Origin of the sequence: Brucella rhizosphaerae, from assembly GCF_002252475.1 — a bacterium.
Taxonomy (GTDB): Bacteria; Pseudomonadota; Alphaproteobacteria; order Rhizobiales; family Rhizobiaceae; genus Brucella; species Brucella rhizosphaerae.
This window is the reverse complement of record NZ_NNRK01000034.1, coordinates 378,677-401,727: the sequence shown is the minus strand read 5'-3', so window position 1 is coordinate 401,727 and position 23,051 is coordinate 378,677. Positions and strand designations below refer to the sequence as shown.

Genomic DNA, 23,051 nt, shown 5'->3' with positions numbered 1-23,051 from the left:
AAATGGTTACCGCTAAATCCATAAAGAAAGGCCGGACATATGCCCGGCCTTCTGATCAAGCTCTGCTGATCGATCAATAGTCTTTTTCGTAGAAAATACCGCCACTGGAATCGCCTTCCGATCCCAGAGCACCCTTAACCTTGAGGTTGCGGGAAATATCGAGATTGACGGTGCCTTTGGTTGAACCGCCAGAACCTGCTTCAACACCCAGATAAATGTTATCACGAATGTAGCGACCGGCGCGCACAGCAGTCTGACCCTGACTGTCCGTCACAACATCGATATCATCCAAGCCCGTTCCCTGACGCAATTTCCCCATCAGCGAATTGTTGGAGCCACCGGCAAGTTCGGCTGCGGCGGCCGCGAGCTGCGCGATCTGGAAGGCCGACAATTCACCAATCGAGCGCTTGAAGATCAGATGTGCGAGGACTTCATCCTGCGGCAATTCCGGCGAGGATGAGAAGACGATATTGAGATTATCGACAGTGCCGGTAACGGTGACAATTGCGGTGATATCGTCACCTTCACTGCGCGCAACGAAGTTGATCTGCGGATTAAGATCACCCACCAGCGTTACTTGGCCTTCATCGAAGGTGATGCGCTGGCCAAGGATGCCGATGCGACCGCGGATCAGGTCGAACGAACCCACTGGCTTGATATCCGTCACAGGTCCAGTCAGACGAACGCGTCCACCCAATTCTGTATCGAGGCCACGACCGCGCACAAAAATCTGGTTTGGCGCGCTCACAATAACATCAAGACGCGGCATTGTTGGTCGTGCTGTGGGTGTTGGCACCTTGCTGCGACGCGTTTCAACTTTGGCACGATCAAGCGTTGCCTGAACATTCTTTGGTGTATTGATATGGCGAACAGGAACGTAAGCTGCGCCACCGCCAAGATTTTCGGGCACAGTAATCTCAGCGCGATCCACATCAATACGGCCCGAAATCAACGGATCGCGCATCAGCGGACCAGTTATCGAGATACCGCCATTGACGGTAGCAACAACCAGTTTGCCATCTGCATAGCGGGCGCGATCAAGCTTGATGTCTATATTGGCAGGAAAATTGGCGGCCGCATTGGTCGAAATGGTACCGGTCGCCGAAATTGCACCACCGCTGCCAAAAGCGGCATTGACCTGACGCAGGGTGATAGTTTCCCCCTCCATGGCACCCATGATATTGATATTGTTGAGGCGCACATTGGTTTCAGGATCGATAAACTGCGCGCCCGACGTTGAGAACATGCCACGAAGCTGCGGCTTGTCGAAGCCACCTGAAACGCTTGCTGTAAGCGACAGCGTACCACTAGCCTGCGCACCACGATCCGCAAGGAACCGGTTGGCAAGCGCCAAAGGCAGACTGCCGGAGACATTCACGCCAAGCCCCTGTCCGGAGAATGGCACCTTGCCATTGGCGGTCACATTGAGGCCCTGCGGGCCGTCGACAGTCAGTGAGGAAATATCGACAGCCTTAGCTGCATAATTTCCCGCAGCCTGCAGGCTTAAAGGTGCCAGACCATTGTCGCGCAGAGGCTTTGCCGCCAATCCTGTGCCACGCAGATCAAAGCTTGCGGCTGGATTGGTGAGCGGACCTGTAACACGCGCCGTGCCTGTCACATTGCCGGCAAGGTCCTGTCCCTTCACCGCTCCATTAAGAGCCGTCAGTGGCAGATTGGCGAGATTGATATCAACCGCCATATCACCCTGTCCGAGCGGCACGCCGCCCTTGGCAGTCACATCAATGCCGCCACCGCCAGTAACATGTGCGTCCACGTTAAGGCGATTATTGTCAGAGCTGCCCTTTGCATCCGCATTGAGTGGCTCAATGCCCTGGCTTTTCAATTCAGTCGCCGTCACACCGCGCGCTGAAATATCAAAAGTCGCATCGGGCTTTTCGCGCGTGCCTGTGACGCGCGCTGTACCATTGAGCGTGCCGCCAAGGCCAAGCTCTGGCTTGAACGTATTGGCGAGCGCGAGCGGCAGATTGGAAAGTGCGACCGAAAGATCAAGACGCTCTCCGATTGCGCCATTGACCTTGACCTGTCCCTCACCCGTGTTGACGATGATATCGCCAAACGAGATGTCGCTGCCCTTCATGGCAATGGTTGCTGGTGCAGCGAGCGTCGCTGCAAGTGTACCCTGCTTCACATCGGCGGATACCAGCCCCAGTTCAAAGCCACCGTCCTTGGGTTCAAGTGAACCGGCAGCATTTGCAACTGTACCGATCTTGAGTTTGGTGCTGGCAGTGAAATCAGTCTTCGTGCCGATTGCATTGGCTTTTGCGTCGAAATTGTCGATGCCGAACGTGCCAACAAGAATATCGCGCGCACCCGCTGTACCATCGACAACCGGCACACCGAACAGATCCTGCGCTGTCAGCGCGATATCGGCTGAAGCAATATGGTTGCCATTGATCTTCAGACCGCTGGCCTTGGCATTGACGGTCGCATTCTGGCGCTCGCCATTCGCATCAAGCGTGATGTCGGCATTGGCCGCACCGGTCGCATCTGCAAGGAAAAGGGCTGCCGCCGTCGAAATATCCGGCGCATCGACATTGAGCTGACCAGCCAGAAGGCCCTTTGCATTCTGGGTGATATTGCCCGACAGATGCGCACCACCGGCATTGAAAATAAGGTTGGTGAGCCGCTTCTCGTCATTAACGATATCGATCAGCGTGCCGAGATCGACGCGTTCTCCATTGAGAAATGCACCGCCTGCGAGCTTGCCGGAAAGAGAAGCGCCAGTCGTGGCATTACCATCCAGAAGCGCGTTGAAATCAAGAGAGCCTTCGGCGAGTTTGCGGTCGGCAAGCGTACCCTGTGGAGCATCGGCGCGCAGTGCCAGTGCAATCAGTTTGTCCTCGCCACGTGCGCTGCCTTTGATCGTCATGCGACCGGAAGCTTTGTCAGACAGAAGCTTGAGGTCAGACAGCATGACGCCAAAATCGAAATCGGCCTTGTCGGATGCGAAAGAGCCGTTGGCGGTGATTTCGCTCAGCTCATTGCCGATCCGGAAATTGCGCGCAGAGAAACCTTGTGCGCTACGGCCCAGAGCACCGCTCAGATCGACATTGCCATCGAGAATATTATCGACAGCTTCTGTACCCGTGCGCATATTCTGCGCGGTTCCATCAAGATCGAGCTGGAACGCACCGCTGACCGGGCTGACTGTACCAGTTGCCTTCACATCGATGCTACCCGCCAAATTGCGATCTGCCAGCGCACCATAAGGCGCAAGGCTTGCGACCTTGGCGAGAATATCGCCATTGAAAACGAAATCGTTGATCTTGCCCTGAAGCACCAGGCTCAGCCCGTTGCCTTCAATGCTTGCTTTGGCAAGATCGACAGCGGTACCAGCACGCCAGCCGCCTGCTATCGCCAGATCGATTTTGTCGCCCAGTGCCTCGGCTACTTTCGCGTCGGTCGCATTGATACCGCTCACGCCGCCATTAACATCAAAAGTCACGCGGCGATTGGCTGCATCGTTGAGGTTTTCAGCAACACCGCCCATGTCGAGCGCGATGCTGGAAGCGGAAACAGTCGCGTTCTTGAAACCGGAGATCGCAAGCTTTCCAGTCCAGTCATTGGTTGGGCGATCCCCATAAGAAATCTGGAGAGACGCATTATTGATGGTTGTTTCACCACCCTTGACCGGCAAAAGCACCTGGCCCTTGCTGTCATCCTGAATGTTTGCGTCAACACGCAGCTTGTTCAAAAAGCCGTCACTGCCCGATTCTGCTGATGCTTTCACCTTCAATGCAGCGGTGGTCAGCGCGAGGTCATCAAGGCGAAAGCCGCCACCATCTTTCAGTAGACCATTCGCAGACAAAGCAGTTTCAGCGCCAAAGAAGTCGCGAAATGCCGGTGGTACCAGAACGGCAATCGGACCATCAACACGGGTTGCAAAGACGCGACCATCGGCCTGACGTGCCAGTGTAAAGCCGCCTGTCAGCGTGCGGTTGCCATTGGTATCAAGTGCCAAATCAATCTTGAGATCATCAAGCGTTCCCTTGCCGGTCAGCGTGAGATCAACAGGCGGATGCCCATCAATATTGAGCAGGTTGGCGACGATACCATTGGCAGGCTCTGCGACTTTGAGATCAAGATCAAGCTTCTGGTCAGCATTTGCATAGGCTGCTCTGAGCGCAAAATTGCCACCCGGCCCATCAAGTCGCTTGATGTCAAACGACGAATTCAGCGACCCGTCGGCAAGTGATACATTGCCATTGAGCGATACTTCCGACTGAAGCCCAAAAATATCCTGGCCAAAATGCAAACTCGCCACATCAAGACTATCGATGTTGACGGATAGTGGCAGCTCCGGGAGGCTGAAACTTGAGGATTCCGGCGACGGCAGGCTGTTGTCCGGCAATGGCTTGCGGATGATATCGATGCGTTCGGCCACCAGCGACTGAATGCTCAGGCGGCCAGTGAACAGCGCCGTGCGGCTCCAGTTAAGCTTGGCATTCTCGATACGCAGCCATACGCCTTCGCGGTCGGCAATGGTGATCGCGCCGACACTTGCTTCAGACGACAGAAGACCGCTTAAGCCCGAAAACTGGATACGACGGTTTGGCGCGGAAAGTTTGCTCTCCACAAAAGAAATGAAATACGACTTTTCTTCTTCCGCCTGCTCCTGCGCGACCACAGGAATGGCAAAGAGAATGAAGGCTAAGAGTGCAAGAAATCTGGTCAAAACGCCTGTCCTATGCCTACGTAGAATGCATAGCTCGGATCGCCCGAGCGGCGGTTAAGTGGAAGTGCCACATCAAGACGGATAGGTCCAAGCCCCGTCAGATAGCGCAGGCCCAGGCCCGCGCCGATACGCATTTCTTCCGAAAAATCCGGATAGGACTGCTCGCCCACATAGCCCGCATCAACGAAGCCGACCACACCGATAGAATCAGTTACGCGTGTGCGTACTTCGCCCGATGCCTCGACCAGTGAGCGGCCACCGATGATATCGCCTGTCGATGTTTCCACTCCGACGCCACGATAGGAATAGCCACGGATGGAACCACCGCCACCAGCAAGGAAAAGCTGGTTGGGCGGAAGATCTTCAATCTCGGCACCGACAATGGAACCGACTTTCAGACGGCCCGCAAGAACGACACGGTTTGTCGCGCCGAAGCCGTAATAAGCACGGCCTTCAGCGGTGAACCGGGTCGCAAAATTACCACGCTGGAACTCGTAGAAAGGCTGAATATTACCTTCGAGATAAACGCCTGAGCTTGGATCAGGCTTGTTATTGCGGCCATCATAAAGAAGATTGCCTTCGAGCCCACCCGTCGTGAACTCACGTGTTCCAAAAAAATCGTCTTCAAAGCGGGCATGGCTTGCCTTGGCGTAAAGCGCGCCAGAAAGCTCATCGCTGAAAATCTGCGTAAAGCCGGTCTTCGCGTTGATCGATGTTTCCGTATATGCGTCGAGCACTTCACGCTTCGCATCGAGCGCTGCAACAAAATCCGTATCCGGCGTATAGACGCCCGGCTTCGTGAAGCTTGTGCCGACCATATATGTGAAGTTAGCAGGGTTAAACGAATTGTCCTGCGATCCGCCGACACCGCTGATCTTGGCATCAAAGCGCAGACGCTCGCCCCGGCCGAACAGGTTGCGATGCATCCAGTACCCGGTCACGCCAAAACCATCGAGCGTCGAATATTCAGCACCGAAGCCGAAACGGCGTGGTTTGCGCTCCTGAACATTGAGCGTCATTGGCAGACTGCCGTCTGGTTCGATCTGCTCGGCTTCTTCAAAATTCATTGCACGGAAGACTTCCATGCGTCCGAGACGCTTTTTCGCCTTCTCGATGTCATCCGGGTCATATTCTTGCCCGGGGTTCAATCCCGTCATCCAGGCGATGAATTGCGGGTCCATACGTGCGGTACCCACCACACTGACCGGACCGTAATGCGCCTTGCGGCCCGGATCGAGCGATACATCGGCTGCAAGCGTGTTTCCGTCATGATCGGCAACAACATCTTCGCCGGTGACCCTGGCCTTTGCATAGCCTTGCTGGCGCCATGCTTCAACGGCAAGACGCTCGGCTTTCAGGATAGTCCCTGAACGGGCAACCTTTCCCGGAGCAAAACCTGCTTCTTCAGGAGACGGCACCTTGTCTTTCCTGTCGACAGGCGGTGGTGCGATATTGGAAATTGCTGTACGCGAGAACAAAAACTGAGGACCAGGATCGACTGAAATATCAATCTTGGCATTGTCAGGAATATCTGCGTCCACAGGGATGTCATTGGCTTCACGCCCATCAACCTTGATGGAAATCGTACCACCATAGCGGCCTTCACCATAAAGCGCTGATAGAATACGGCGGTAATCACCGCGCGCCTTGGCAAGAAGTCCAGCAGATCCCGATGCAGGCTTATCCTCGTCTGAAACCAGACCGGACGCGCCTTCAATAACAGATTTCACATCTGCATCGCTGCCGTCGGCGTTCTTCCGACTGCCTGTCGCTTCTACTTCCACTGAATAGTGCTTGGGATCGGAGATGACCGCATCTGCGTCTTCTGTCTTGTCCTTGCCCCAAAGGCGGACACCAAAGATCTCGAACGCCAATGCAGGCGACACCGTCATCGAAGCAAATTGCACCGCCAACGCGAGCACAACGAGGCTTCTTCCCTGTATCGTCCTGTTACTCCAAGTCATACACGTTACTGTCCGGTTTCTATTTCACGACCGCTTGGGTAGCACCTCGTCCTCCCCCAATCCCAGGACGATTCAGGGATTAACATAGAGTAGTGGGAAGGCCAAGCTTCAACCCAAAAGCGTTATGACATTTCAGGCCCGGACGAGACTTTATCTAAGGAAAACCGAACATACGCGACGGTCAGATTAGAATCTCAGAACGCTTCCAAAAGCCCAAAGGTCAACTATTCCCTATTCTGAATAGATTGAGTCAATGGAGAGTTAATATCGGGAGAGTTAATATTGGAAGACTTAATAATGAGAACGCTAACATCGCAAAATGAGTGCGGCCCGCTGGAGGGAGGGGAGTCCAGCGAGCCGCGAATCAGGTCATCAGGAGGGGAGGATAACGACCTGATATCGAGTGATCTAAGTAATATTCCTAACGTCCGGCATGCATCGGCCGCATGTTTCCAAAATGCATGCCTCCGCCACCGAAGCCGCCGCCACCAAAGCCACCGCCAAAACCACGATTGCCGAATAATGGGCGATTACCTTCGCCGAAGTGTCCCGGCCCAGAAGTAAAGCGTGGCCCTATCACAGGACCGGGGCCCCAGTTTCCACGACCGCGCCCGTTCGGCCATCCTCTGCCGCCCCACTGCGGACCATGTCCCCATTGCGGGCCATGACCCCAACGCGGGTTCCAGCCATTACGCCCACCGCCGCGATTGGACTGGCAGTTACGACCGATACAGCCGTTGACGTAGTTCGGACCACCGCGCCAACCCGGACCACCCCAGCCAGGTCCCCAGCCGCCACTTGTGGCCCAGCCTAAACCGAGGCCAAGTCCGAAGCCGGGTGCCCAACCATTATCGTAACCATCATTGCTGACAATAACGGTTGTGTTGGATGGGGCAGCGTAAGCGCCATTATACGAGCCAAACCGGACATAACGTGCCGAGACGAAACCAACGCTGTTGCCGTTATAGATCTGGCACCAGCCGCTGCGGCAGGACCCGGCATTGACGGCCACGCCTGCAGGAAGTGTTGCAAGCCGTCCGTAATTTGCACCCGGTCCTGAGCGTACATTGACTGAAGCAGATATATAGGCCGTAGCCGCGGAAGCAATTGCCGGAGTGAATAGCGCAGCGGCCACAATTGCCATGCCAGCGATACGGTTTTTATTAAGCACATTCTTAAATAAAGACATCACAAATTCTCCAAAATACAGAGCAAATAGAGACGCATCAATTATCAAACACAATGCACGATATAACAACATAGGGTGCAATTCAAATAACGACTTCAATAATGGTAAATGTATGACTTATATTAGCATAATCTATACTTAAGTAATTACAAAGTTCACATCTAAATTACAGAAAATTGATTAAAATTGTACATTTATTTACTTTAATAAATCCAACCATCGACTGCATGGCGCTTCAGGTTTTTGAGACTGCGCTTTGAGTGCTTTCTAAGACCATTCGCCGTATTCTTTCGGCATCCTCAGGCAACACAGGATTATAGACAATCATGCCAAGGTCGGGTCGCCCGTCGACCGCAAATCCCGAATATTCAAGCTCAATGCGACCGAGCTTCGGATGCAAAAGTCGTTTGGTTCCTTCGCTGTAAACGCCGATATCATTATCGCGCCACAGAGCCGCAAATTCCGCACTTTGCTGGCACAGTTCCTCGACCAGTTCGTAAACCTGCGATGCAGCTCCGGCACGCGTAGCATCGGCACGAAATGCACCCACCACGAAGCGCGCCATCTCGCCCCAGCCATCCTGCGCCGCCCTGACGCCCGAATTGCTGAATATCCGTTTGAGAATGTTACGATCTTCGGGCGGGAGAATGCTGTAATCCGTCAGCACAATTGCGGCGGCTCGGTTCCACGCCACAACATCCCATGTGGCTGTCTTGATGATCGCTGGACTGGTCTCCATTGCATCGATCAGGCGTTGTAGCCGAGGGGTAATTTCTGTCGGCCGTTTGTAACGCACTTCGGGAGGATGACCGAAGGCAAGCATGAACAAATGTTCGCGTTCCGGTTCAGTCATCATCAGCCCGGCTGCTATCCGGTTAAGGACATCCGCCGAGGGTGCGCCACCCCGCCCCTGCTCCAGCCACGTATACCATGTTGGGCTGATGTTTGAGCGCTGCGCCACTTCCTCACGCCGCAATCCGGGCGTGCGGCGGCGACCACCGGCAAAACCCAAAGCGATGGGATCAAGCCGTGCGCGGCGGTCTTTCAGATATGCGCCAAGCAGGGAACTCGTCTTTACTGACATGATTAGCCTGTTAGTCATTATAATAGGATAATATCACTACTTTAATAGGATGAATAAGCATCGCAGATTGTCGCCAGAACAACAAGGAGACACTCTTCATGCGAATTTTTCTGACCGGCGCGACTGGCTTCATCGGATCGCATATCGTGCCTGAACTCATCTGGGAGGGCCACAAAGTGCTCGGCCTCACCCGCTCCGATGCTGGCGCTGAAAAGCTCATTGCGGCTGGAGCAGAAGCACATCGGGGTGATATCGAAGACCTCGAAAGTCTGCGTCGCGGTGCTGCGCAATGCGATGCTGTCATACACACTGCATTCGACCATAACTTCGCTGGTTTTCAGGCCAACTGCGCTAAGGATCGCCGCGTGATTGAGGCCCTTGGCTCTGCACTTAAAGGGACTGAACGCCCACTTGTCATAACCTCAGGCACGGCAATGGGAGCGGCAATTCCCGGTGAGCCCGCTGTCGAAGATCACTTCAATCCCGATCACCCCAACCCGCGTGTTGCATCTGAACTGGCGGGCTATGAGCAGTTGCAGCGCGGCATCAATGTCTCGGTCATGCGGCTTTCGCAAATCCATGACACACGCAAGCAAGGCCTTGTGAGCGAACTCATCCCACTTGCGGTCAAGTCCGGTGTTTCGGCCTATATTGGTGATGGCGCTAATCAGTGGTCGGCGGCCCATATAGATGACACTGCGCACCTTTACCGGCTGGCGGTGGAACGGGCGGAACCGGGCGCACGTTATCATGCGACAGCCGAGCAAGGGATTGCGTTCCGTGCAATTGCCGAGGCAGTCGGCGCAGCGCTCAGCTTACCGGTGGCGTCACTTGATGGACAGGAAGCGGCAGAACACTTTGGCTGGCTTACAGCATTTGTCAGCAAAGATATGTCGGCATCAAACACACTGACGCGCGAGCGGGTCGGCTGGAACCCGCTTGGTCCCGGATTGCTGGAGGATCTGGCGCAATTGGAGCGATGAAGCAGGAAGAGCGATAGGTCACAAAATGAAAGCGCCCCGGAGGGAACCGGGGCGCCACGCGGCTTTTAAGGGGGAGAGGGAGGAAAAAAGCCGCGGAACCGGGCCGTCAGGCCTGGTATTTGCTATCAAAAGGCCAGCAGAAGCCGGCCTTTTGAAATTCACTTAAGGCAGATTACGTGCATCTTCCGGCGTCATATACATCGGCATCATGTTGGTATCGAGGTGATGCATGACCCAGATGGAGCCAGCAAGCACGATGGCCAGAATGATGACCGTGAAGATCAGCGCAAGAATGTTCCAGCCATTTTCCGACTTCGGATCAAGGTGCAAAAAGTAAACCAGATGCACCACGATCTGAACAGCAGCCATACCGATGACGATTGCGGCAGTCGTTGCTGGCGTAAAGTAACCGTTCATCGCCAGCATAAACGGAACGATGGTGAGAATGATCGCCAGCGCCAGACCAATCAGGTATGACTTCAGGCTGCCATGTGCGGCTTGATCGTGTGTTTCGTGTCCAGAGCTCATCACAATACACCCAGCAGATAGACAAGGGTAAAGACGCCAATCCAGATGATGTCCAGGAAGTGCCAGAAGAGGCTCAAGCACATCACGCGCGTCCGGTTCTTTTCAGTCAGGCCATCACGCAGAAGCTGGGCTGACAGCACCAGAATCCATACCAGACCCGAAGTAATGTGGAGACCATGCGTTCCAACCAGCGCAAAGAACGCTGAAAGGAATGCTGAACGGCCCGGACCTGCACCTTCAACGATCAGATGATGGAATTCATAGATTTCCATGATCAGGAACGCTGCGCCGAGCAGGAAGGTAACGCCCAACCAGAACAGAACGCCTGCACGGTTATTCCTGTACATCGACAGCGTCGCCAGACCATAGGTCAGGGACGACGCCAGCAGCAGCATAGTTTCGGTCAACACAAACTGCAGGTCGAAGAGTTCACGGCCGGTTGGACCGCCCGCGAACTGATGTGCCAGAACGGCATAGGTTGCAAACAATCCCGAGAAGAGAACGCAGTCACTCATCAGGTAGATCCAGAAGCCGACCAGTGTGGTCGACCCTGCATCATGATGATCTTCGTGAGCGGGATGCTCGTTTCCGCCCTTGAAAGGGCCGGTCGTCGTAATAGTCGCGCTCATGGATCAGGCCTCCTGAGCATTCAGTTGCCGAGTATGTGCGTCTTCGACGCGCTGTACTTCATCGGCCGAGACATAGAAGTCTCTGTCATTGTTGAAGGAGTGGGCGATAGCAACTGCGAAGACCGCAATAAATGTTGCAATTGCCAGCCACCAGATATGCCACACCATCGCAAAGCCGAATGGAATGCACAGGATACCGATGATGAAGCCCGTTCCGGTGTTCTTTGGCATGTGGATGCGAGCGAACTTTTCGGTACGGCGAACATAACCGTTCTGCTTCATATCCCACCAGCTGTCGTGGTCACGCACATGCGGAACTTCAGCGAAGTTGTAGAATGGCGGAGGCGATGAAATCGACCATTCCAGCGTACGGCCTGACCCCCAAGAATCGCCATCGACGACGCGCAGTTTTTCGCGATCACGAATAGAGATCATGATCTGGAGAACCTGGAAGACGATACCAAGCAGGATGATCGCAACGCCGATAGCGGCAATGATAAGGTAGATGTGCCATGCCGGGTTTTCGGTGTGGTTCAGACGACGGGTCATGCCCATCAGGCCGAGCACGTAGAGCGGCATGAACGCCATGATGAAACCAACGAGCCAGCACCAGAACGCCTTCTTGCCGAGACCTTCATGCAGCTTGAAGCCAAAAGCCTTTGGCCACCAGTAGATGAGACCGGCAAAGCAGCCGAACAGCACGCCCGAGATGATCACGTTATGGAAGTGGGCGATCAGGAACACGGAGTTGTGCAGCACGAAATCTGCAGGTGGAACAGCAAGCAGAACGCCTGTCATACCACCAACAACGAAGGTGCACATGAAACCGATGGTCCACATGACCGGCGTTTCCATGCGGACACGCCCCTTATACATGGTGAACAGCCAGTTGAAGACTTTTGCACCCGTGGGGATCGAAATGATCATGGTCGCAACACCGAAGAAGGCGTTTACGCTCGCACCGCCACCCATGGTGAAGAAGTGGTGCACCCAGACGAGGAACGACAGAATGGTAATGGCAACGGTCGCATAAACCATCGACGCATAGCCAAACAGACGCTTGCCGGAGAAGGTTGCAATGATTTCGGAGAAGACGCCGAAGCAAGGCAGAACCAGAATATAGACTTCCGGATGACCCCAGATCCAGATGAGGTTGATGTACATCATCGGATTGCCGCCACCATCATTGGTGAAGAAGTGGAAATCCAGATAGCGGTCAAGCGACAGCAGAGCGAGCGTCACAGTCAGGATCGGGAACGCAGCCACGATCAAAACGTTCGAGCAGAGTGCGGTCCAGGTGAAAACCGGGACCTGCATCATGCCCATGCCGGGCGCACGCATCTTGATGATGGTGGTGATGAGGTTCACGCCTGAAAGCAACGTACCCATACCGGAAATCTGCAAGGCCCAGATATAGTAATCCACCCCGACATCCGGACTGAACTCCTTGCCGGAAAGCGGCGGGTAAGCCAGCCAGCCGGTTTTGGCGAATTCACCGATACCGAGCGAAAGATTGATCAGGATCGCGCCAGCAACCGTAAGCCAGAAGCTCAGCGAGTTGAGGTACGGGAATGCCACGTCGCGCGCACCGATCTGAAGCGGTACGGCAAAGTTCATCAGACCAACGATGAAAGGCATTGCCACGAAGAAGATCATGATCACGCCGTGAGCGGTGAATATCTGATCATAATGGTGCGGCGGAAGGAAGCCTTCATTGGCACCCGAGGCCATGGCCTGCTGGGCGCGCATCATGACAGCGTCCGAGAAGCCGCGGAACAGCATCACGAAGGCCAGAATGATGTACATGATGCCGATGCGCTTATGATCGACAGAGGTCAGCCAGTCGTTCCACAGAACGCCCCACTTTTTATAGTAGGTAATGGCTGCGAGAATAGCGAGCGCCCCACCAGCTATCGCGGTCAGCGTGACCATGATGATAGGCTCGTGATAGGGGATCGCTTCGAGCGTAAGTTTTCCGAACATTTCTATTCTTACTTCGATTGGAGTGCGATCAGCAGTTTAGCCCCGGATAAAACATCGGGGCTAAGCTGCATCGGCAAATCAGTTTTCAAGCTGCGAAAGACGCTGCGGCTGGATGGCGCAAATGATGTCATTTGCCCACAGGCTGAAATCGACAGGCGATGACTTGCGCAGATTTGCGCGAGCTGCCTGAGCCATCTGGGCCTGATGCATCTGATCATCGAGGCAGACAGACTTGCCGTCCCAGCAACGGTTCACGATGTTATGAAACAGCGCCTTGTCATTATAGGCAAAGTGCTGAACCGGAGACTTCTCGCTCGGCTGAACCAGCGAAGCATAACGCTCACGCGACAGTTCCTGACCCGAGGCCCTGGCATCGGCGATCCATTTGTCAAAGCCTGCCTGATCAACAGAATGAGCCTTGAAACGCATCTGAGCAAAGCCCTGACCGCTATAATTGGCGGAAATGCCGTCAAACACACCTTCATGATCGGCAATCAGGTGCAGCTTGGTCTGCATGCTTGGCATGGAATAGACCTGACTACCGAGCTGCGGAATGAAGAAGGAGTTCATGATATTGCTGGAGGTCAGCTTGAAATTGACCGGCACACCGACTGGCATTGCCATTTCATTGACCGATGCAACACCCTGATCCGGGTAGATGAACAGCCACTTCCAGTCGAGCGCAACAACTTCGACATTGATCGGCTTCACATTGGATTCCAGCGGACGATAAGGATCAAGCTTGTGCGTGGCGATCCATGTCACTGTACCAAGAACCACAATGATAGCGCATGGAATAAGCCAGACTGCAGCTTCAATCTTCGTCGAGTGATGCCAATCTGGCTTGTATTCTGCCTTGTCGTTGGTGGCGCGATACTTCCAGGCGAAGTAAAGGGTCATAAAGATGACCGGCAGCACGACGAGAAGCATCAATCCAGTCGCAAAAAGCATGAGATCGCGTTCTGCCATACCGATCTCTCCCTTCGGAGAGAGCAGGACCTGGTTCTCGCAGCCGGCGAGAAACGCCGTGAGGGCCAAGACGGCGAACGAAACGATCGTCCGGGGGGTGCCGTGTTTCATTTGTCTTTCCATCCTGCGCGCAGAGCTCTTGCTCTGGTGCATTCGTCATTTCCTAGATTTCGGTAAGTTCTGAAAATTTCAAACGTACCGTTATAACGAATAATCCCGTTTGTCACGCACCAGACCAAAAATGTATTGGATCGAAATGTCGCGGCTGCATAAGCATTGTGAGTCATAACCGCCTCACCCGGAATCAAATTGGATAAAACCAATTCCATCGGCGGCTCCCTACAAGTTCATCCATCGATTTTCAAGACGATATTCAATGTTAAACTGAAAGTGATCAAAACTTACTCGAAAATCACGTCTATAGAATTCATAAAGATTAAATAATACTAATAGAAGTTATTCAAAATTTTGAAGATTAATAAGAACAACATGTAACAGCTTCAACATTGCCTATAACACAGGACTACAAATAACTCCATGCATTTCGCTTCAAATTGACTCTGAACGATTCCAGATCGCGTTTTGATGCTATAGGTTAGACTTACAGGAATACGATCTAACGGAACGCTTATGATTTTTGGTAACTGGCCGATTGAAGAAACTGAGGGAGCAATGCTTGCTTATGCAATTATGGCAGGCGCTCACAGCTTTCGGAAAGGCACCCTGCTCACGCGCGATCATATTGCGATATTGGGGCAACAAGGCATCACACACGTTTTTGCGGCACGCCTTGAGACATATGACATCGGCGAAGATGAAGCCGCGCTCGCAGTCGGAAAGCTGCTGATTTCAGAGAATATAGAGCCAGGCAAACCTGTTACGGGCCGTATCAACCTCTTCGCCCGTCATGACGGCCTTTTCAACGCAGATGCCACAGCCATCGACAAAATCAATTTGCTCGATTCACGCATATCGGTTGCAACATTGCGTAATGATTGCCGTGTCAAAGGCGGGCAGATGGTGGCTACGGTTAAAATCATTCCTTTTGCCATTCCTGCCATGCTGATTGAGAGCCTGCACAGTTTGCAAGGCGCTCGGAACGCTCTCGACATCAAGCCATTCAAGCCCACCAGGATTGGGATCATTCAATCTCAGCTGCCCACCATACGTGATACAGTCCTCGACAAAACGACTGAGCTGATTACCCGGCGCGTTGAGCGTAACCACGGCTCAGTTATGGCAGAGCGCCGTGTTGCTCATGAACAGGACGCATTGGTGCAGGCAATCCATGAACTTGTGCAAGTCTGCGATGTGATCCTGATCTTCAGCGCTTCATCAATCGCGGATGAAGCCGATATTGTTCCCAGCTCTATCGTGGCGTCTGGCGGAGAGATTCTACGCCTCGGCATGCCGGTTGATCCCGGCAACCTCCTTGTTCTGGCAAAGTGCCACAATAAATACATCGTAGTAGCCCCAGGATCAGCACGCAGCGCCCGTGAGAACAGCCTTGACTGGGTCCTGGATCGTCTGATGGCAGATATCGCCCTCACTGCAAATGATCTTGGAAGAATTGGCGTTGGAGGACTTCTGCTTTAGAAACTCTCCCGAAAAGCCTGAACGGGTTCTCAACGACCCCAGAGTACTTCCAGAAAAAGCGGGAACTAGCTTTCTTAGAGTAATTTTAAAAAACAAAGAGTTAGAGCGCCCCAGTTTTAACTGTGATCGCTCTAAACGCTATAGTCGAATACCAGAATGCCCTCGATACCATTGTCAGCGAGTTCGACAAGCCTGGTACCGACAACCACGTGATCGGGATGAGGAAGATAGGCATCCCGAGCGGCTTTATCGGCAAAATCCACGACAAACCCGTGCTGGAACCCCTTATCCAGGGCTTCAGGACTGACATTGCCCCCTACCGTAATTGCAACAATGCCCTCAATCTTCTCTCGCAGCGCTACAACCTGATCGAGCGCAGCCTCAATCTCCGAGGACTCGATATCGGACCTGAACCGAATAAGAACGATGTGGCGTATCATTCGTTACTTCCTTATGAAATATCGCCCACATTAGGACGCATCGCGGAAACTGTGAAACGATTTCAGAAAGATATGCACCAAATCAAAATCGACAGACGCGCGGGTGGGTTTCTCTCCTGAAGTAATAGAAGGAATAGCGCCTCACTCTTTGTGTTCTGTTATTTCGTATGGGAAAACATAAAAAAATCGCGAAGCAGCTCTAATTCTGTCAAAGCAGATTTGGCCGCTTCCAAAAAACGAAAAAGGCCGGGCTTAACCCGACCTTCCGCTTCCATTCTGGTGTGCGCCAGTACATCCGTGGTCACATTACCGAATGAATTCCCGATACGTGAAGAGATTTAGCACCCCTCCGTTTCAAGATTGTGACATTCCCAAACAATTCGCCCGATTGCCCAACAGCAGTTGCGGTCTGAGTGCACACATGTTGAAAGTGTGCCATCACCAAGCTGTTCAGCCTTAAAGCGCGCTCGATCCGATTGCATGAGACCAGCACTTCAATTGCTGCATCACATGCATATTTCGCATCACAGCGAGATCAGAAATTAATCCAGTCGACTAAGTCCGCCATTCAGGCGCTTCAGAGTCTTTTCGATGCACTTCGATAAAATGGCTTCCGATTAAGCTGCCATTGGCTCGTGCGTCGGTTCCTGTTGGTTGTATTCCCAAACCTCGATCAGACACTGCCGCATCAAATCCAGATCAACCGGACCAATCCGGCTCAATACAAGATCAAGCTCGTCTGGCTCCACGCCTCTGTTAAGAAGCTCAACAATAGCCTCGATCAGAACTCTTTTGTCGTCAAATCTATAGCGCTGCATAAAACCTGCTCCGCTAACTGCCCCATTTTGATACGGACAGACTAACCCAGTATGGTTAACCGAAGCTTACCTTTGATGACCATATTGAACAAAATCCGCCCCCCGGCCTGCTGGTTCATTGCCCCATCGATTTAATGATATCAAATATAAAAATCCCCTATTCCAAGGATAAATAATGTATTCTTTGAATATCAATATTACGCCGCAATCTTACTATATAAATGACGTATTCCAAGCAAAAAACAACTACACCGTTCATTTAACCATCTGCTTGTAGATTAAATCATGAGCTTCTTTAAAAAACATGCGAAATGGTCTTTGAACCGGGTGCAAATACCCGGCCTCGTGATGATTATCGGCGCGAGCTTTCTGGGCGGATATCTTGTTACCATTCAATACAAAGGTAACGTCCATACCATCATTGCGGGGCAAGCTTATCGTTCAAACCAGCCCGATCCTTCGCGCATCGCTCAACTGCAAGAGCTTTATGGTATCAAGACAATCATCAATCTGCGTGGCGCCGAACCCGGATCGAAATGGTATGATGAAGAGGTCGCAGCCTCCAATACCCTCGGCATTCAGCACACAGACTACACGATGTCGTCCAGCCGGCAGCTGACGGCAGAACGAACCCGCGAACTCATCGCGTTGATGCAGAAAGCTGAAAAGCCGATCCTTATTCATTGCAAAGCTGGATCGGACCGAACGGGTCTTGCCGCAGCGCTCTATATTGCTGGCGTAGCCAAAGGCAGCGAGCGCAAGGCAGAAGGCCAAATGTCGATCGCCTATGGCCATTTCGGCATCCCATTAAGCCCGACATTTGCAATGGAACAAACCTTTGAGGCTATCGAAGCCGAACTTGGCTTTCCGGGCTCCTGAATAATTGCACCTGTAGTTGGCGCGGAGTCCATTCATAAACAAAAACGCCGGGGATAAACCCCGGCGTTTTCTGTTGTTTCAAACAGAGATTACTGCATAATTCCTTAAACTTGAATCAGTTTAAGGTAAAATTATGCAGCAAATTTAATCTGTTAGAGCGACCTTTGTGCGCCCAAGAGGGCGCACGGCGCTCTAGTCGAGACCGACGATCTTGCCGTCCGACCACTTGAAAACATCGAAGCTTGGCGAAGACAAATCGCCTGTTTCACCGTAGGTCAGCTTGCCGATAACGGTTTCGATTGGCTGGCCGTCACGAAGGGTCTTCGCAACTGCTGCAGAATCGTCCGTTGTACCGGCGCGTTCGAGACCGCTCGCAAGAACCTGAACCGCAGCATAAGCATTCATAGTGAATGCTTCGACCGGAATGTTCTTGGCTGTCAGCGCATCAACAGCTTCCTTGGAAGCCGGGTTCTTTGTCGCATCAACAGCATTGGTGAAAAGTGTGCCTTCGGCATTCGTGCCGCCGATTGCCCAATATTCAGTGTTGGACAAGCCTTCACCACCAAGGATGAGCGCCTTCAGGCCCGCATCGTGCAGCTGACGGGACAGAAGACCGCCTTCACCATGATAGCCGCCGAAATACACGATTTCTGTGCCGGCAGCTTTCAGCTTGGTGACGAGTGCGCTGAAGTCCTTGTCGCCTGGAGTGACCGAGTCATAATGGACTTCGGTGATACCACCCTTGTTGATCGCAGACTTGAAGGAATCAGCAAGACCCTTGCCGTAAGCGCCCTTATCGTGGACGATTGCGACTTTCTTGTCCTTGAAGTTCTTCAGGAAGTATTCGGCCATCACGTCAGCCTGCTGGTCATCACGACCGCAAGTGCGGAACACATTTTCCAGACCACGTGCTGTCAGATCAGGACCAGTTGCAGTTGGTGTAACCATCAGAACGCCATTTTCCGAAAAGACGTCGGAAACAGGAATTGCAACGCCGGTTGTGACCGGGCCAACAACGAACTTGATGCCATCGCCAACAATCTGGTTGGCAGCCGAAACGCCCTGCTTTGGTTCACCGGCATCGTCAGCAAACTTCAGAACGATTTTCTCGCCCTTGATGCCGCCCTTTGCATTGATGACTTCAACGGCGGTTTCCGCGCCCTTCTTGACCTGATCGCCATAGGCAGCAACCGGACCGGTAAGCGGCGCAACAACGCCAATCGTGATATCTGCATAAGCGGCACCGGCGAAGCCGAGTGTAGCGGCGAAAGCCACGCTGGAAAGCAGTTTCAGATTCATTCTTTTTCTCCTTTGGTGAGGTCTCGTTTTTTTCCGATGACCTCAGACAACCCATGCCGGCCAAATCTCAGCGCGCTTGCGCTGCCGAATTGCCGGGCCCTCCCTTTTTTTCATCGTACGATCTCAAAGGGTCAATCCAAAAGCACGCCGCACCTTCACCTTTTAAGGTGCCAGAGCCATAATATTATCCGAAATTGCGTCCGCTCTTTCGGAATCATGCTCCAGAATGGGAGCGAGCTTTCATGATGTAATAAGAATGCATTTCCGGCTTCCGATTGCAAGGGGCCAAGTGCCCGCAACTACAACGAAAATCGGCCTCCCAATAAATGCTTATCCTCCTCTTTTCCATGATGGTGATTGCTTTGCAAAAAAGGCCGCGATCCCCTCTGCGGCCTCTGGCGTTTCCCATGTATTGGCAAGGCGGGTGAGCGTCATTTCAATGACCGCTTCGTCAATCGGCGCGTCCAGCGCATGGACCAGTCGCTTTGCGGCTGCGACCGCCGCCGGAGCGGTCGAAAAATATGGTTTGATCTCGACCTCAATCGCCGCATCGAGACGCTCGGGTTCAACCACTTCATGCAAAAGGCCCATATGCCTTGCTGTTTCTGCATCAAACAGCCGCGCCGAGGTAAAGTTGCGCAGCGCGTGCGCCTGTCCGATGCGTGCCACCACATAGGGGCTGATTGTTGCGGGGATAAGCCCAAGCTTGGTTTCCGTCAGCCCGAAGCGTGCACCGGTCACACCAATCGCCGCATCGCAGACGCTGATAAGCCCGACACCGCCGCCATAAGCCTGCCCGTTAACACGCCCGATCAGTGGCTTTGGCAAATCGCGCAAAGCTTTCAGCATCAGTGCCAGTTTGCGCGCCGCCTCTATGCGGTCCGCACGCGTCGCCTCCACCTGTGCCTGCATCCAGCTCAGATCACCACCTGCGCAAAAACTCGCACCCTGACCAGTAAGCACCACAATGCGCACAGCATCATCATTTGCCAGTCGAAGCGTGGCACTTAGAAGCTCATCAATCATCAGACCGGAAAGTGCATTGTGCTGCTCAGGACGGTTCAGCGTGAGTGTCGCGACACCGCGCTCATCGACAGCAATCTGGATGGTCTCAAAGTCCATCATGCAGCCCTATCCTGCCGAAGCGCCTGCGCGAACAAAGCTGCTGACCGTAGCTTGTCGACATCAAGGCCGGTTTCAAAACCAAGATGATGCAGCATTTCAGCGACCAATAGCGTATCGACATTGCCCTTGGCACCCGGTGCGAAAGGACAACCGCCGAGACCGCCGACCGATGCATCGAAAACGCGAAGCCCTTTTTCCAGACTGACGCGGATATTGTCGAGCGCCCGCCCGCCCGTGTCATGATAGTGACCGGCAAGACTATGTGCTGGCGCCACATCCAGAACCGCGTCCAGCATGGGGCCTACCATTTCCGGTGTGCCGCGTCCGATCGTGTCGCCAAGGCTCACTTCATGACAACCAAGTGAGAAGAGCTGCTCCGTGACTTCGGCCACTGCCTGCGGTGCCGTCGGGCCGTCATAGGGACATTCCACCACGCAGCTCACATAGCCGCGAATGGCCAACCCGTCATTAATGGCGGCACCGATAACCGGCGCAAGCCGCTCGATGCTTTCCGCAATCGTGCAATTGATATTGGCCTTGGAGAAGCCTTCAGAGGCCGAAACAAAGACAGCAATTTCATCGACACCAGCAGCCAATGCCGCTTCATAACCCTTCATATTCGGGACCAGCGCCGAATAACGAACGCTGTCAGCGCGGCGGATACCGGCCATCACTTCTGAAGCATCGGCCAGTTGCGGTACCCATTTGGGACTGACAAAACTCGTCGCTTCGATGCGGGAAAAGCCGCAAGCGGACAATTGGTCGATCAGCATGATCTTGTCACGCGTCGGCACAAAGCGTTTCTCGTTTTGCAGGCCGTCACGCGCAGCCATTTCGACGATTTCCACGTGTTCAGCCATGTTCATCCTCCAGTTCAACCAGTAGCGCACCTTCATTGACCTGATCGCCTGCGGCAACGCTCACAGACGCGACCTTGCCATCACGCGGCGCAGTCAGCGAAAGCTCCATCTTCATTGCTTCCATCGTGACCAGCGGATCGCCTTTGGCGACGCTTGCGCCTTCCACAACGGAAACCAACCGTACAAGTCCCGGCATCGGTGAAAGAATGCGACTTTCACCCGGCGCTTCATCCTCTGCACCGACCGACTGCACCTGATGAAATATGGTGTCGCGGCCATTAAACTGCACGGTCACATCGTGAGTGATGCGCAGAACGGACGCCTCTGCAATGCGGCCATCAATGGCAAACCGAACCAGACCATTTTGGTGAGAGCGTATTTCAAGATCGCCAAAAGCAAAGCCGAAATGCTTGCTGTTTTTGATGGTAAAGCGGGCCGTCTGACGCTCGCCCTTATGATCGAGCAAGACCGAGCGCGACGCATCACCCCATAAACGGAACCCCCGCAGGCCTGCCCACGGGTCAGAATGGGGATCGCTTTTTTGCGGAACATCCAGCAAATCAAGCGCGCCAAGGGCAGCAAGCGCGACAGCAACCTCCGAGGGCTCCTCATCTGTGAACAGCACGGCCGTCTCACGTGCAATCAAGCCAGTATCGACGTCGCCCTTACGGAACGCCTCAAGTTTGCAAAGATCGGACAGAAACTGGCGGTTGGTGACAAGTCCGGCAATGCGGGTCTTGCCCAGCGCCGCGTCAATTCGGTTCAGCGCTTCGTCACGCGTTTTTCCATGGGTGATGATTTTTGCAATCATCGGATCGTAAAACGGCGTGATGGTGTCGCCGGTACGCACACCAGCATCGACGCGGGCATCTTCCGGCGGCGCAAACAGCGCCAGCTTGCCTGTTGCTGGCAGGAAATCTCGCGCCGGATCTTCCGCATAAAGCCTGGCCTCGAAGGCCCAGCCTTCTATGGAGAGCTCTTCCTGCCGTTTGGGTAAGCCTTCACCCGATGCCACCCGCAATTGCCACTCGACCAGATCAAGCCCGGTGATTGCTTCTGTCACCGGATGCTCGACTTGCAGACGCGTGTTCATTTCCATGAAGAAGAAGCGGTCGGCGCGAAGTCCTTCCGACACATCGGCGATGAATTCCACCGTGCCAGCACCAGAATAGCCAATCGCTAACGCGGCCTTGACCGCAGCATCACCCATGGCAGCCCTCATTTCCGGTGTCATGCCCGGTGCAGGCGCTTCCTCGATTACCTTCTGATGGCGGCGTTGCAGCGAGCAATCACGCTCAAACAGATGCACAGCACTCCCAAAATTATCGCCGAAAACCTGCACTTCGATATGGCGCGGCTTGGTCATGTATTTTTCGATCAATACCGCATCATCACCAAACGAGGCCGCAGCCTCACGCCGTGCGCTATCCAAAGCTGCAGAAAAATCACCGGGATCATCGACACGGCGCATGCCTTTGCCGCCGCCGCCAGCCCGCGCCTTGATCAGCACAGGATAGCCGATTGCGTCGGCCTGACTTTTAAGAAAAGCGCTGTCCTGATTATCACCATGATAGCCGGGCACGACAGGCACGCCCGCTTTTTCCATCAGCGTCTTGGCGGCATCCTTCAGCCCCATGGCGCGGATGGCTTTAGCTGATGGACCGATGAAGATGAGGCCTGCTGCCTCAACAGCATCGACGAAGCCAGCATTTTCGGACAGGAAACCATAGCCAGGATGAATGGCCTCTGCACCCGTAGCCAGTGCAGCTTTAATGATGGTGTCGATATTCAGATAGCTTTGCGCAGACGGTGCCGGGCCCACATACACGGCCTCATCAGCCATTTCGACATGCAGCGCGTCCTTATCCGCGTCTGAATAAATTGCAACCGTTGCAATGCCAAGCTTACGTGCCGTGCGGATGACCCGGCAGGCAATTTCTCCGCGATTGGCAATCAGTATTTTCTTAAACATCATTTTTTCCTCGCGAGAGTCGGGCGGAAGACCGCTT

Annotated in this window: 17 protein-coding genes; 3 read left to right on the top strand and 14 right to left on the bottom strand. The window is 53.6% G+C overall.

Annotation, left to right across the window (positions count from 1 at the left end; translation table 11 throughout):
* Positions 1–73: 73 nt before the first annotated feature.
* The 4 genes from CEV32_RS18970 to CEV32_RS18955 all read right to left on the bottom strand — a co-directional run bounded on the left by CEV32_RS18970 (position 74) and on the right by CEV32_RS18955 (position 8,933).
* The gene (locus CEV32_RS18970) at positions 74–4,696 is read right to left on the bottom strand and encodes a translocation/assembly module TamB domain-containing protein (RefSeq protein WP_094578669.1); all 4,623 of its coding nucleotides are present in this window, start codon (positions 4,694–4,696) and stop codon (positions 74–76) included.
* Positions 4,693–6,660, bottom strand: a complete 1,968-nt coding sequence (locus CEV32_RS18965; protein WP_445433060.1) for an autotransporter assembly complex protein TamA — start codon at positions 6,658–6,660, stop codon at positions 4,693–4,695. Before CEV32_RS18965 ends, CEV32_RS18970 begins: the two co-directional genes overlap by 4 nt.
* A gap of 421 nt (positions 6,661–7,081) precedes the next feature.
* Positions 7,082–7,849 (bottom strand): SH3 domain-containing protein, encoded by a 768-nt coding sequence (locus tag CEV32_RS18960; RefSeq protein WP_094578667.1) that lies wholly within the window; start codon positions 7,847–7,849, stop codon positions 7,082–7,084.
* A 235-nt stretch (positions 7,850–8,084) separates the two neighbouring features.
* Positions 8,085–8,933, bottom strand: a complete 849-nt coding sequence (locus tag CEV32_RS18955; RefSeq protein WP_094578666.1) for a helix-turn-helix transcriptional regulator — start codon at positions 8,931–8,933, stop codon at positions 8,085–8,087.
* A 98-nt stretch (positions 8,934–9,031) separates the two neighbouring features.
* Between CEV32_RS18955 and CEV32_RS18950 the strand changes: the two genes are divergently transcribed.
* Positions 9,032–9,916, top strand: coding sequence for an SDR family oxidoreductase (locus tag CEV32_RS18950; RefSeq protein ID WP_094578665.1), 885 nt, complete (start codon positions 9,032–9,034; stop codon positions 9,914–9,916).
* A gap of 162 nt (positions 9,917–10,078) precedes the next feature.
* On the opposite strand, the gene cyoD is transcribed toward CEV32_RS18950, so the two are convergent.
* From cyoD to cyoA, 4 genes are all read right to left on the bottom strand, one after another.
* The gene (gene cyoD / locus CEV32_RS18945) at positions 10,079–10,444 is read right to left on the bottom strand and encodes a cytochrome o ubiquinol oxidase subunit IV (RefSeq protein WP_094578664.1); all 366 of its coding nucleotides are present in this window, start codon (positions 10,442–10,444) and stop codon (positions 10,079–10,081) included.
* Positions 10,444–11,073 carry a cytochrome o ubiquinol oxidase subunit III gene (cyoC, locus tag CEV32_RS18940; RefSeq protein ID WP_094578663.1) on the bottom strand — a complete coding sequence of 210 codons (630 nt, stop codon included), beginning with the start codon at positions 11,071–11,073 and terminating at the stop codon, positions 10,444–10,446. Before cyoC ends, cyoD begins: the two co-directional genes overlap by 1 nt.
* Before the next feature lie 3 nt (positions 11,074–11,076).
* Positions 11,077–13,056 carry a cytochrome o ubiquinol oxidase subunit I gene (gene cyoB / locus CEV32_RS18935; protein WP_094578662.1) on the bottom strand — a complete coding sequence of 660 codons (1,980 nt, stop codon included), beginning with the start codon at positions 13,054–13,056 and terminating at the stop codon, positions 11,077–11,079.
* A 78-nt stretch (positions 13,057–13,134) separates the two neighbouring features.
* On the bottom strand, positions 13,135–14,136 hold the full coding sequence (gene cyoA / locus CEV32_RS18930) for a ubiquinol oxidase subunit II (RefSeq protein ID WP_094578661.1): 1,002 nt from the start codon (positions 14,134–14,136) through the stop codon (positions 13,135–13,137).
* A gap of 519 nt (positions 14,137–14,655) precedes the next feature.
* Between cyoA and CEV32_RS18925 the strand changes: the two genes are divergently transcribed.
* Positions 14,656–15,621, top strand: a complete 966-nt coding sequence (locus CEV32_RS18925) for a molybdopterin-binding protein (protein WP_094578660.1) — start codon at positions 14,656–14,658, stop codon at positions 15,619–15,621.
* A 131-nt stretch (positions 15,622–15,752) separates the two neighbouring features.
* Here the strand turns inward: CEV32_RS18925 and CEV32_RS18920 are convergent, their stop codons facing one another.
* Both CEV32_RS18920 and CEV32_RS18915 read right to left on the bottom strand, forming a co-directional pair.
* Entirely contained in the window at positions 15,753–16,061 is a 309-nt protein-coding gene (locus CEV32_RS18920; protein WP_094578659.1) for a Dabb family protein, read from the bottom strand.
* 617 nt (positions 16,062–16,678) lie between these two features.
* The gene (locus tag CEV32_RS18915) at positions 16,679–16,879 is read right to left on the bottom strand and encodes a hypothetical protein (protein WP_094578658.1); all 201 of its coding nucleotides are present in this window, start codon (positions 16,877–16,879) and stop codon (positions 16,679–16,681) included.
* 285 nt (positions 16,880–17,164) lie between these two features.
* Here CEV32_RS18915 and CEV32_RS18910 point away from each other — a divergent pair, with 285 nt between their 5' ends.
* Positions 17,165–17,758, top strand: coding sequence for a tyrosine-protein phosphatase (locus CEV32_RS18910; protein ID WP_094578657.1), 594 nt, complete (start codon positions 17,165–17,167; stop codon positions 17,756–17,758).
* A 192-nt stretch (positions 17,759–17,950) separates the two neighbouring features.
* On the opposite strand, the gene CEV32_RS18905 is transcribed toward CEV32_RS18910, so the two are convergent.
* The 4 genes from CEV32_RS18905 to CEV32_RS18885 form a co-directional block, all read right to left on the bottom strand.
* A complete protein-coding gene (locus CEV32_RS18905; RefSeq protein ID WP_094578656.1) occupies positions 17,951–19,057 on the bottom strand; it encodes an ABC transporter substrate-binding protein in 1,107 nt (368 codons plus the stop codon).
* Positions 19,058–19,387: 330 nt separating this feature from the next.
* On the bottom strand, positions 19,388–20,182 hold the full coding sequence (locus CEV32_RS18895) for a crotonase/enoyl-CoA hydratase family protein (RefSeq protein WP_094578655.1): 795 nt from the start codon (positions 20,180–20,182) through the stop codon (positions 19,388–19,390).
* Positions 20,179–21,042, bottom strand: coding sequence for a hydroxymethylglutaryl-CoA lyase (locus tag CEV32_RS18890; RefSeq protein WP_094578654.1), 864 nt, complete (start codon positions 21,040–21,042; stop codon positions 20,179–20,181). The genes CEV32_RS18895 and CEV32_RS18890 overlap by 4 nt, the downstream gene beginning before the upstream one ends.
* Positions 21,035–23,014 (bottom strand): acetyl/propionyl/methylcrotonyl-CoA carboxylase subunit alpha, encoded by a 1,980-nt coding sequence (locus tag CEV32_RS18885; protein ID WP_094578653.1) that lies wholly within the window; start codon positions 23,012–23,014, stop codon positions 21,035–21,037. Before CEV32_RS18885 ends, CEV32_RS18890 begins: the two co-directional genes overlap by 8 nt.
* Positions 23,015–23,051: the final 37 nt, after the last annotated feature.

Bases quoted from the DNA above. Each gene is read 5' to 3' on its own strand.
- CEV32_RS18960 (WP_094578667.1), bottom strand. From the start codon at position 7,849: ATGTCTTTATTTAAGAATGTGCTTAATAAAAACCGTATCGCTGGCATG.
- CEV32_RS18920 (WP_094578659.1), bottom strand. From the start codon at position 16,061: ATGATACGCCACATCGTTCTTATTCGGTTCAGGTCCGATATCGAGTCC.
- cyoD (WP_094578664.1), bottom strand. From the start codon at position 10,444: ATGAGCTCTGGACACGAAACACACGATCAAGCCGCACATGGCAGCCTG.
- CEV32_RS18925 (WP_094578660.1), top strand. From the start codon at position 14,656: ATGATTTTTGGTAACTGGCCGATTGAAGAAACTGAGGGAGCAATGCTT.
- cyoB (WP_094578662.1), bottom strand. From the start codon at position 13,056: ATGTTCGGAAAACTTACGCTCGAAGCGATCCCCTATCACGAGCCTATC.
- CEV32_RS18895 (WP_094578655.1), bottom strand. From the start codon at position 20,182: ATGATGGACTTTGAGACCATCCAGATTGCTGTCGATGAGCGCGGTGTC.
- CEV32_RS18950 (WP_094578665.1), top strand. From the start codon at position 9,032: ATGCGAATTTTTCTGACCGGCGCGACTGGCTTCATCGGATCGCATATC.
- CEV32_RS18910 (WP_094578657.1), top strand. From the start codon at position 17,165: ATGAGCTTCTTTAAAAAACATGCGAAATGGTCTTTGAACCGGGTGCAA.
- cyoA (WP_094578661.1), bottom strand. From the start codon at position 14,136: ATGAAACACGGCACCCCCCGGACGATCGTTTCGTTCGCCGTCTTGGCC.
- CEV32_RS18915 (WP_094578658.1), bottom strand. From the start codon at position 16,879: ATGCAGCGCTATAGATTTGACGACAAAAGAGTTCTGATCGAGGCTATT.
- CEV32_RS18905 (WP_094578656.1), bottom strand. From the start codon at position 19,057: ATGAATCTGAAACTGCTTTCCAGCGTGGCTTTCGCCGCTACACTCGGC.
- CEV32_RS18965 (WP_445433060.1), bottom strand. From the start codon at position 6,660: ATGACTTGGAGTAACAGGACGATACAGGGAAGAAGCCTCGTTGTGCTC.
- CEV32_RS18955 (WP_094578666.1), bottom strand. From the start codon at position 8,933: ATGTCAGTAAAGACGAGTTCCCTGCTTGGCGCATATCTGAAAGACCGC.
- CEV32_RS18890 (WP_094578654.1), bottom strand. From the start codon at position 21,042: ATGGCTGAACACGTGGAAATCGTCGAAATGGCTGCGCGTGACGGCCTG.
- cyoC (WP_094578663.1), bottom strand. From the start codon at position 11,073: ATGAGCGCGACTATTACGACGACCGGCCCTTTCAAGGGCGGAAACGAG.
- CEV32_RS18885 (WP_094578653.1), bottom strand. From the start codon at position 23,014: ATGTTTAAGAAAATACTGATTGCCAATCGCGGAGAAATTGCCTGCCGG.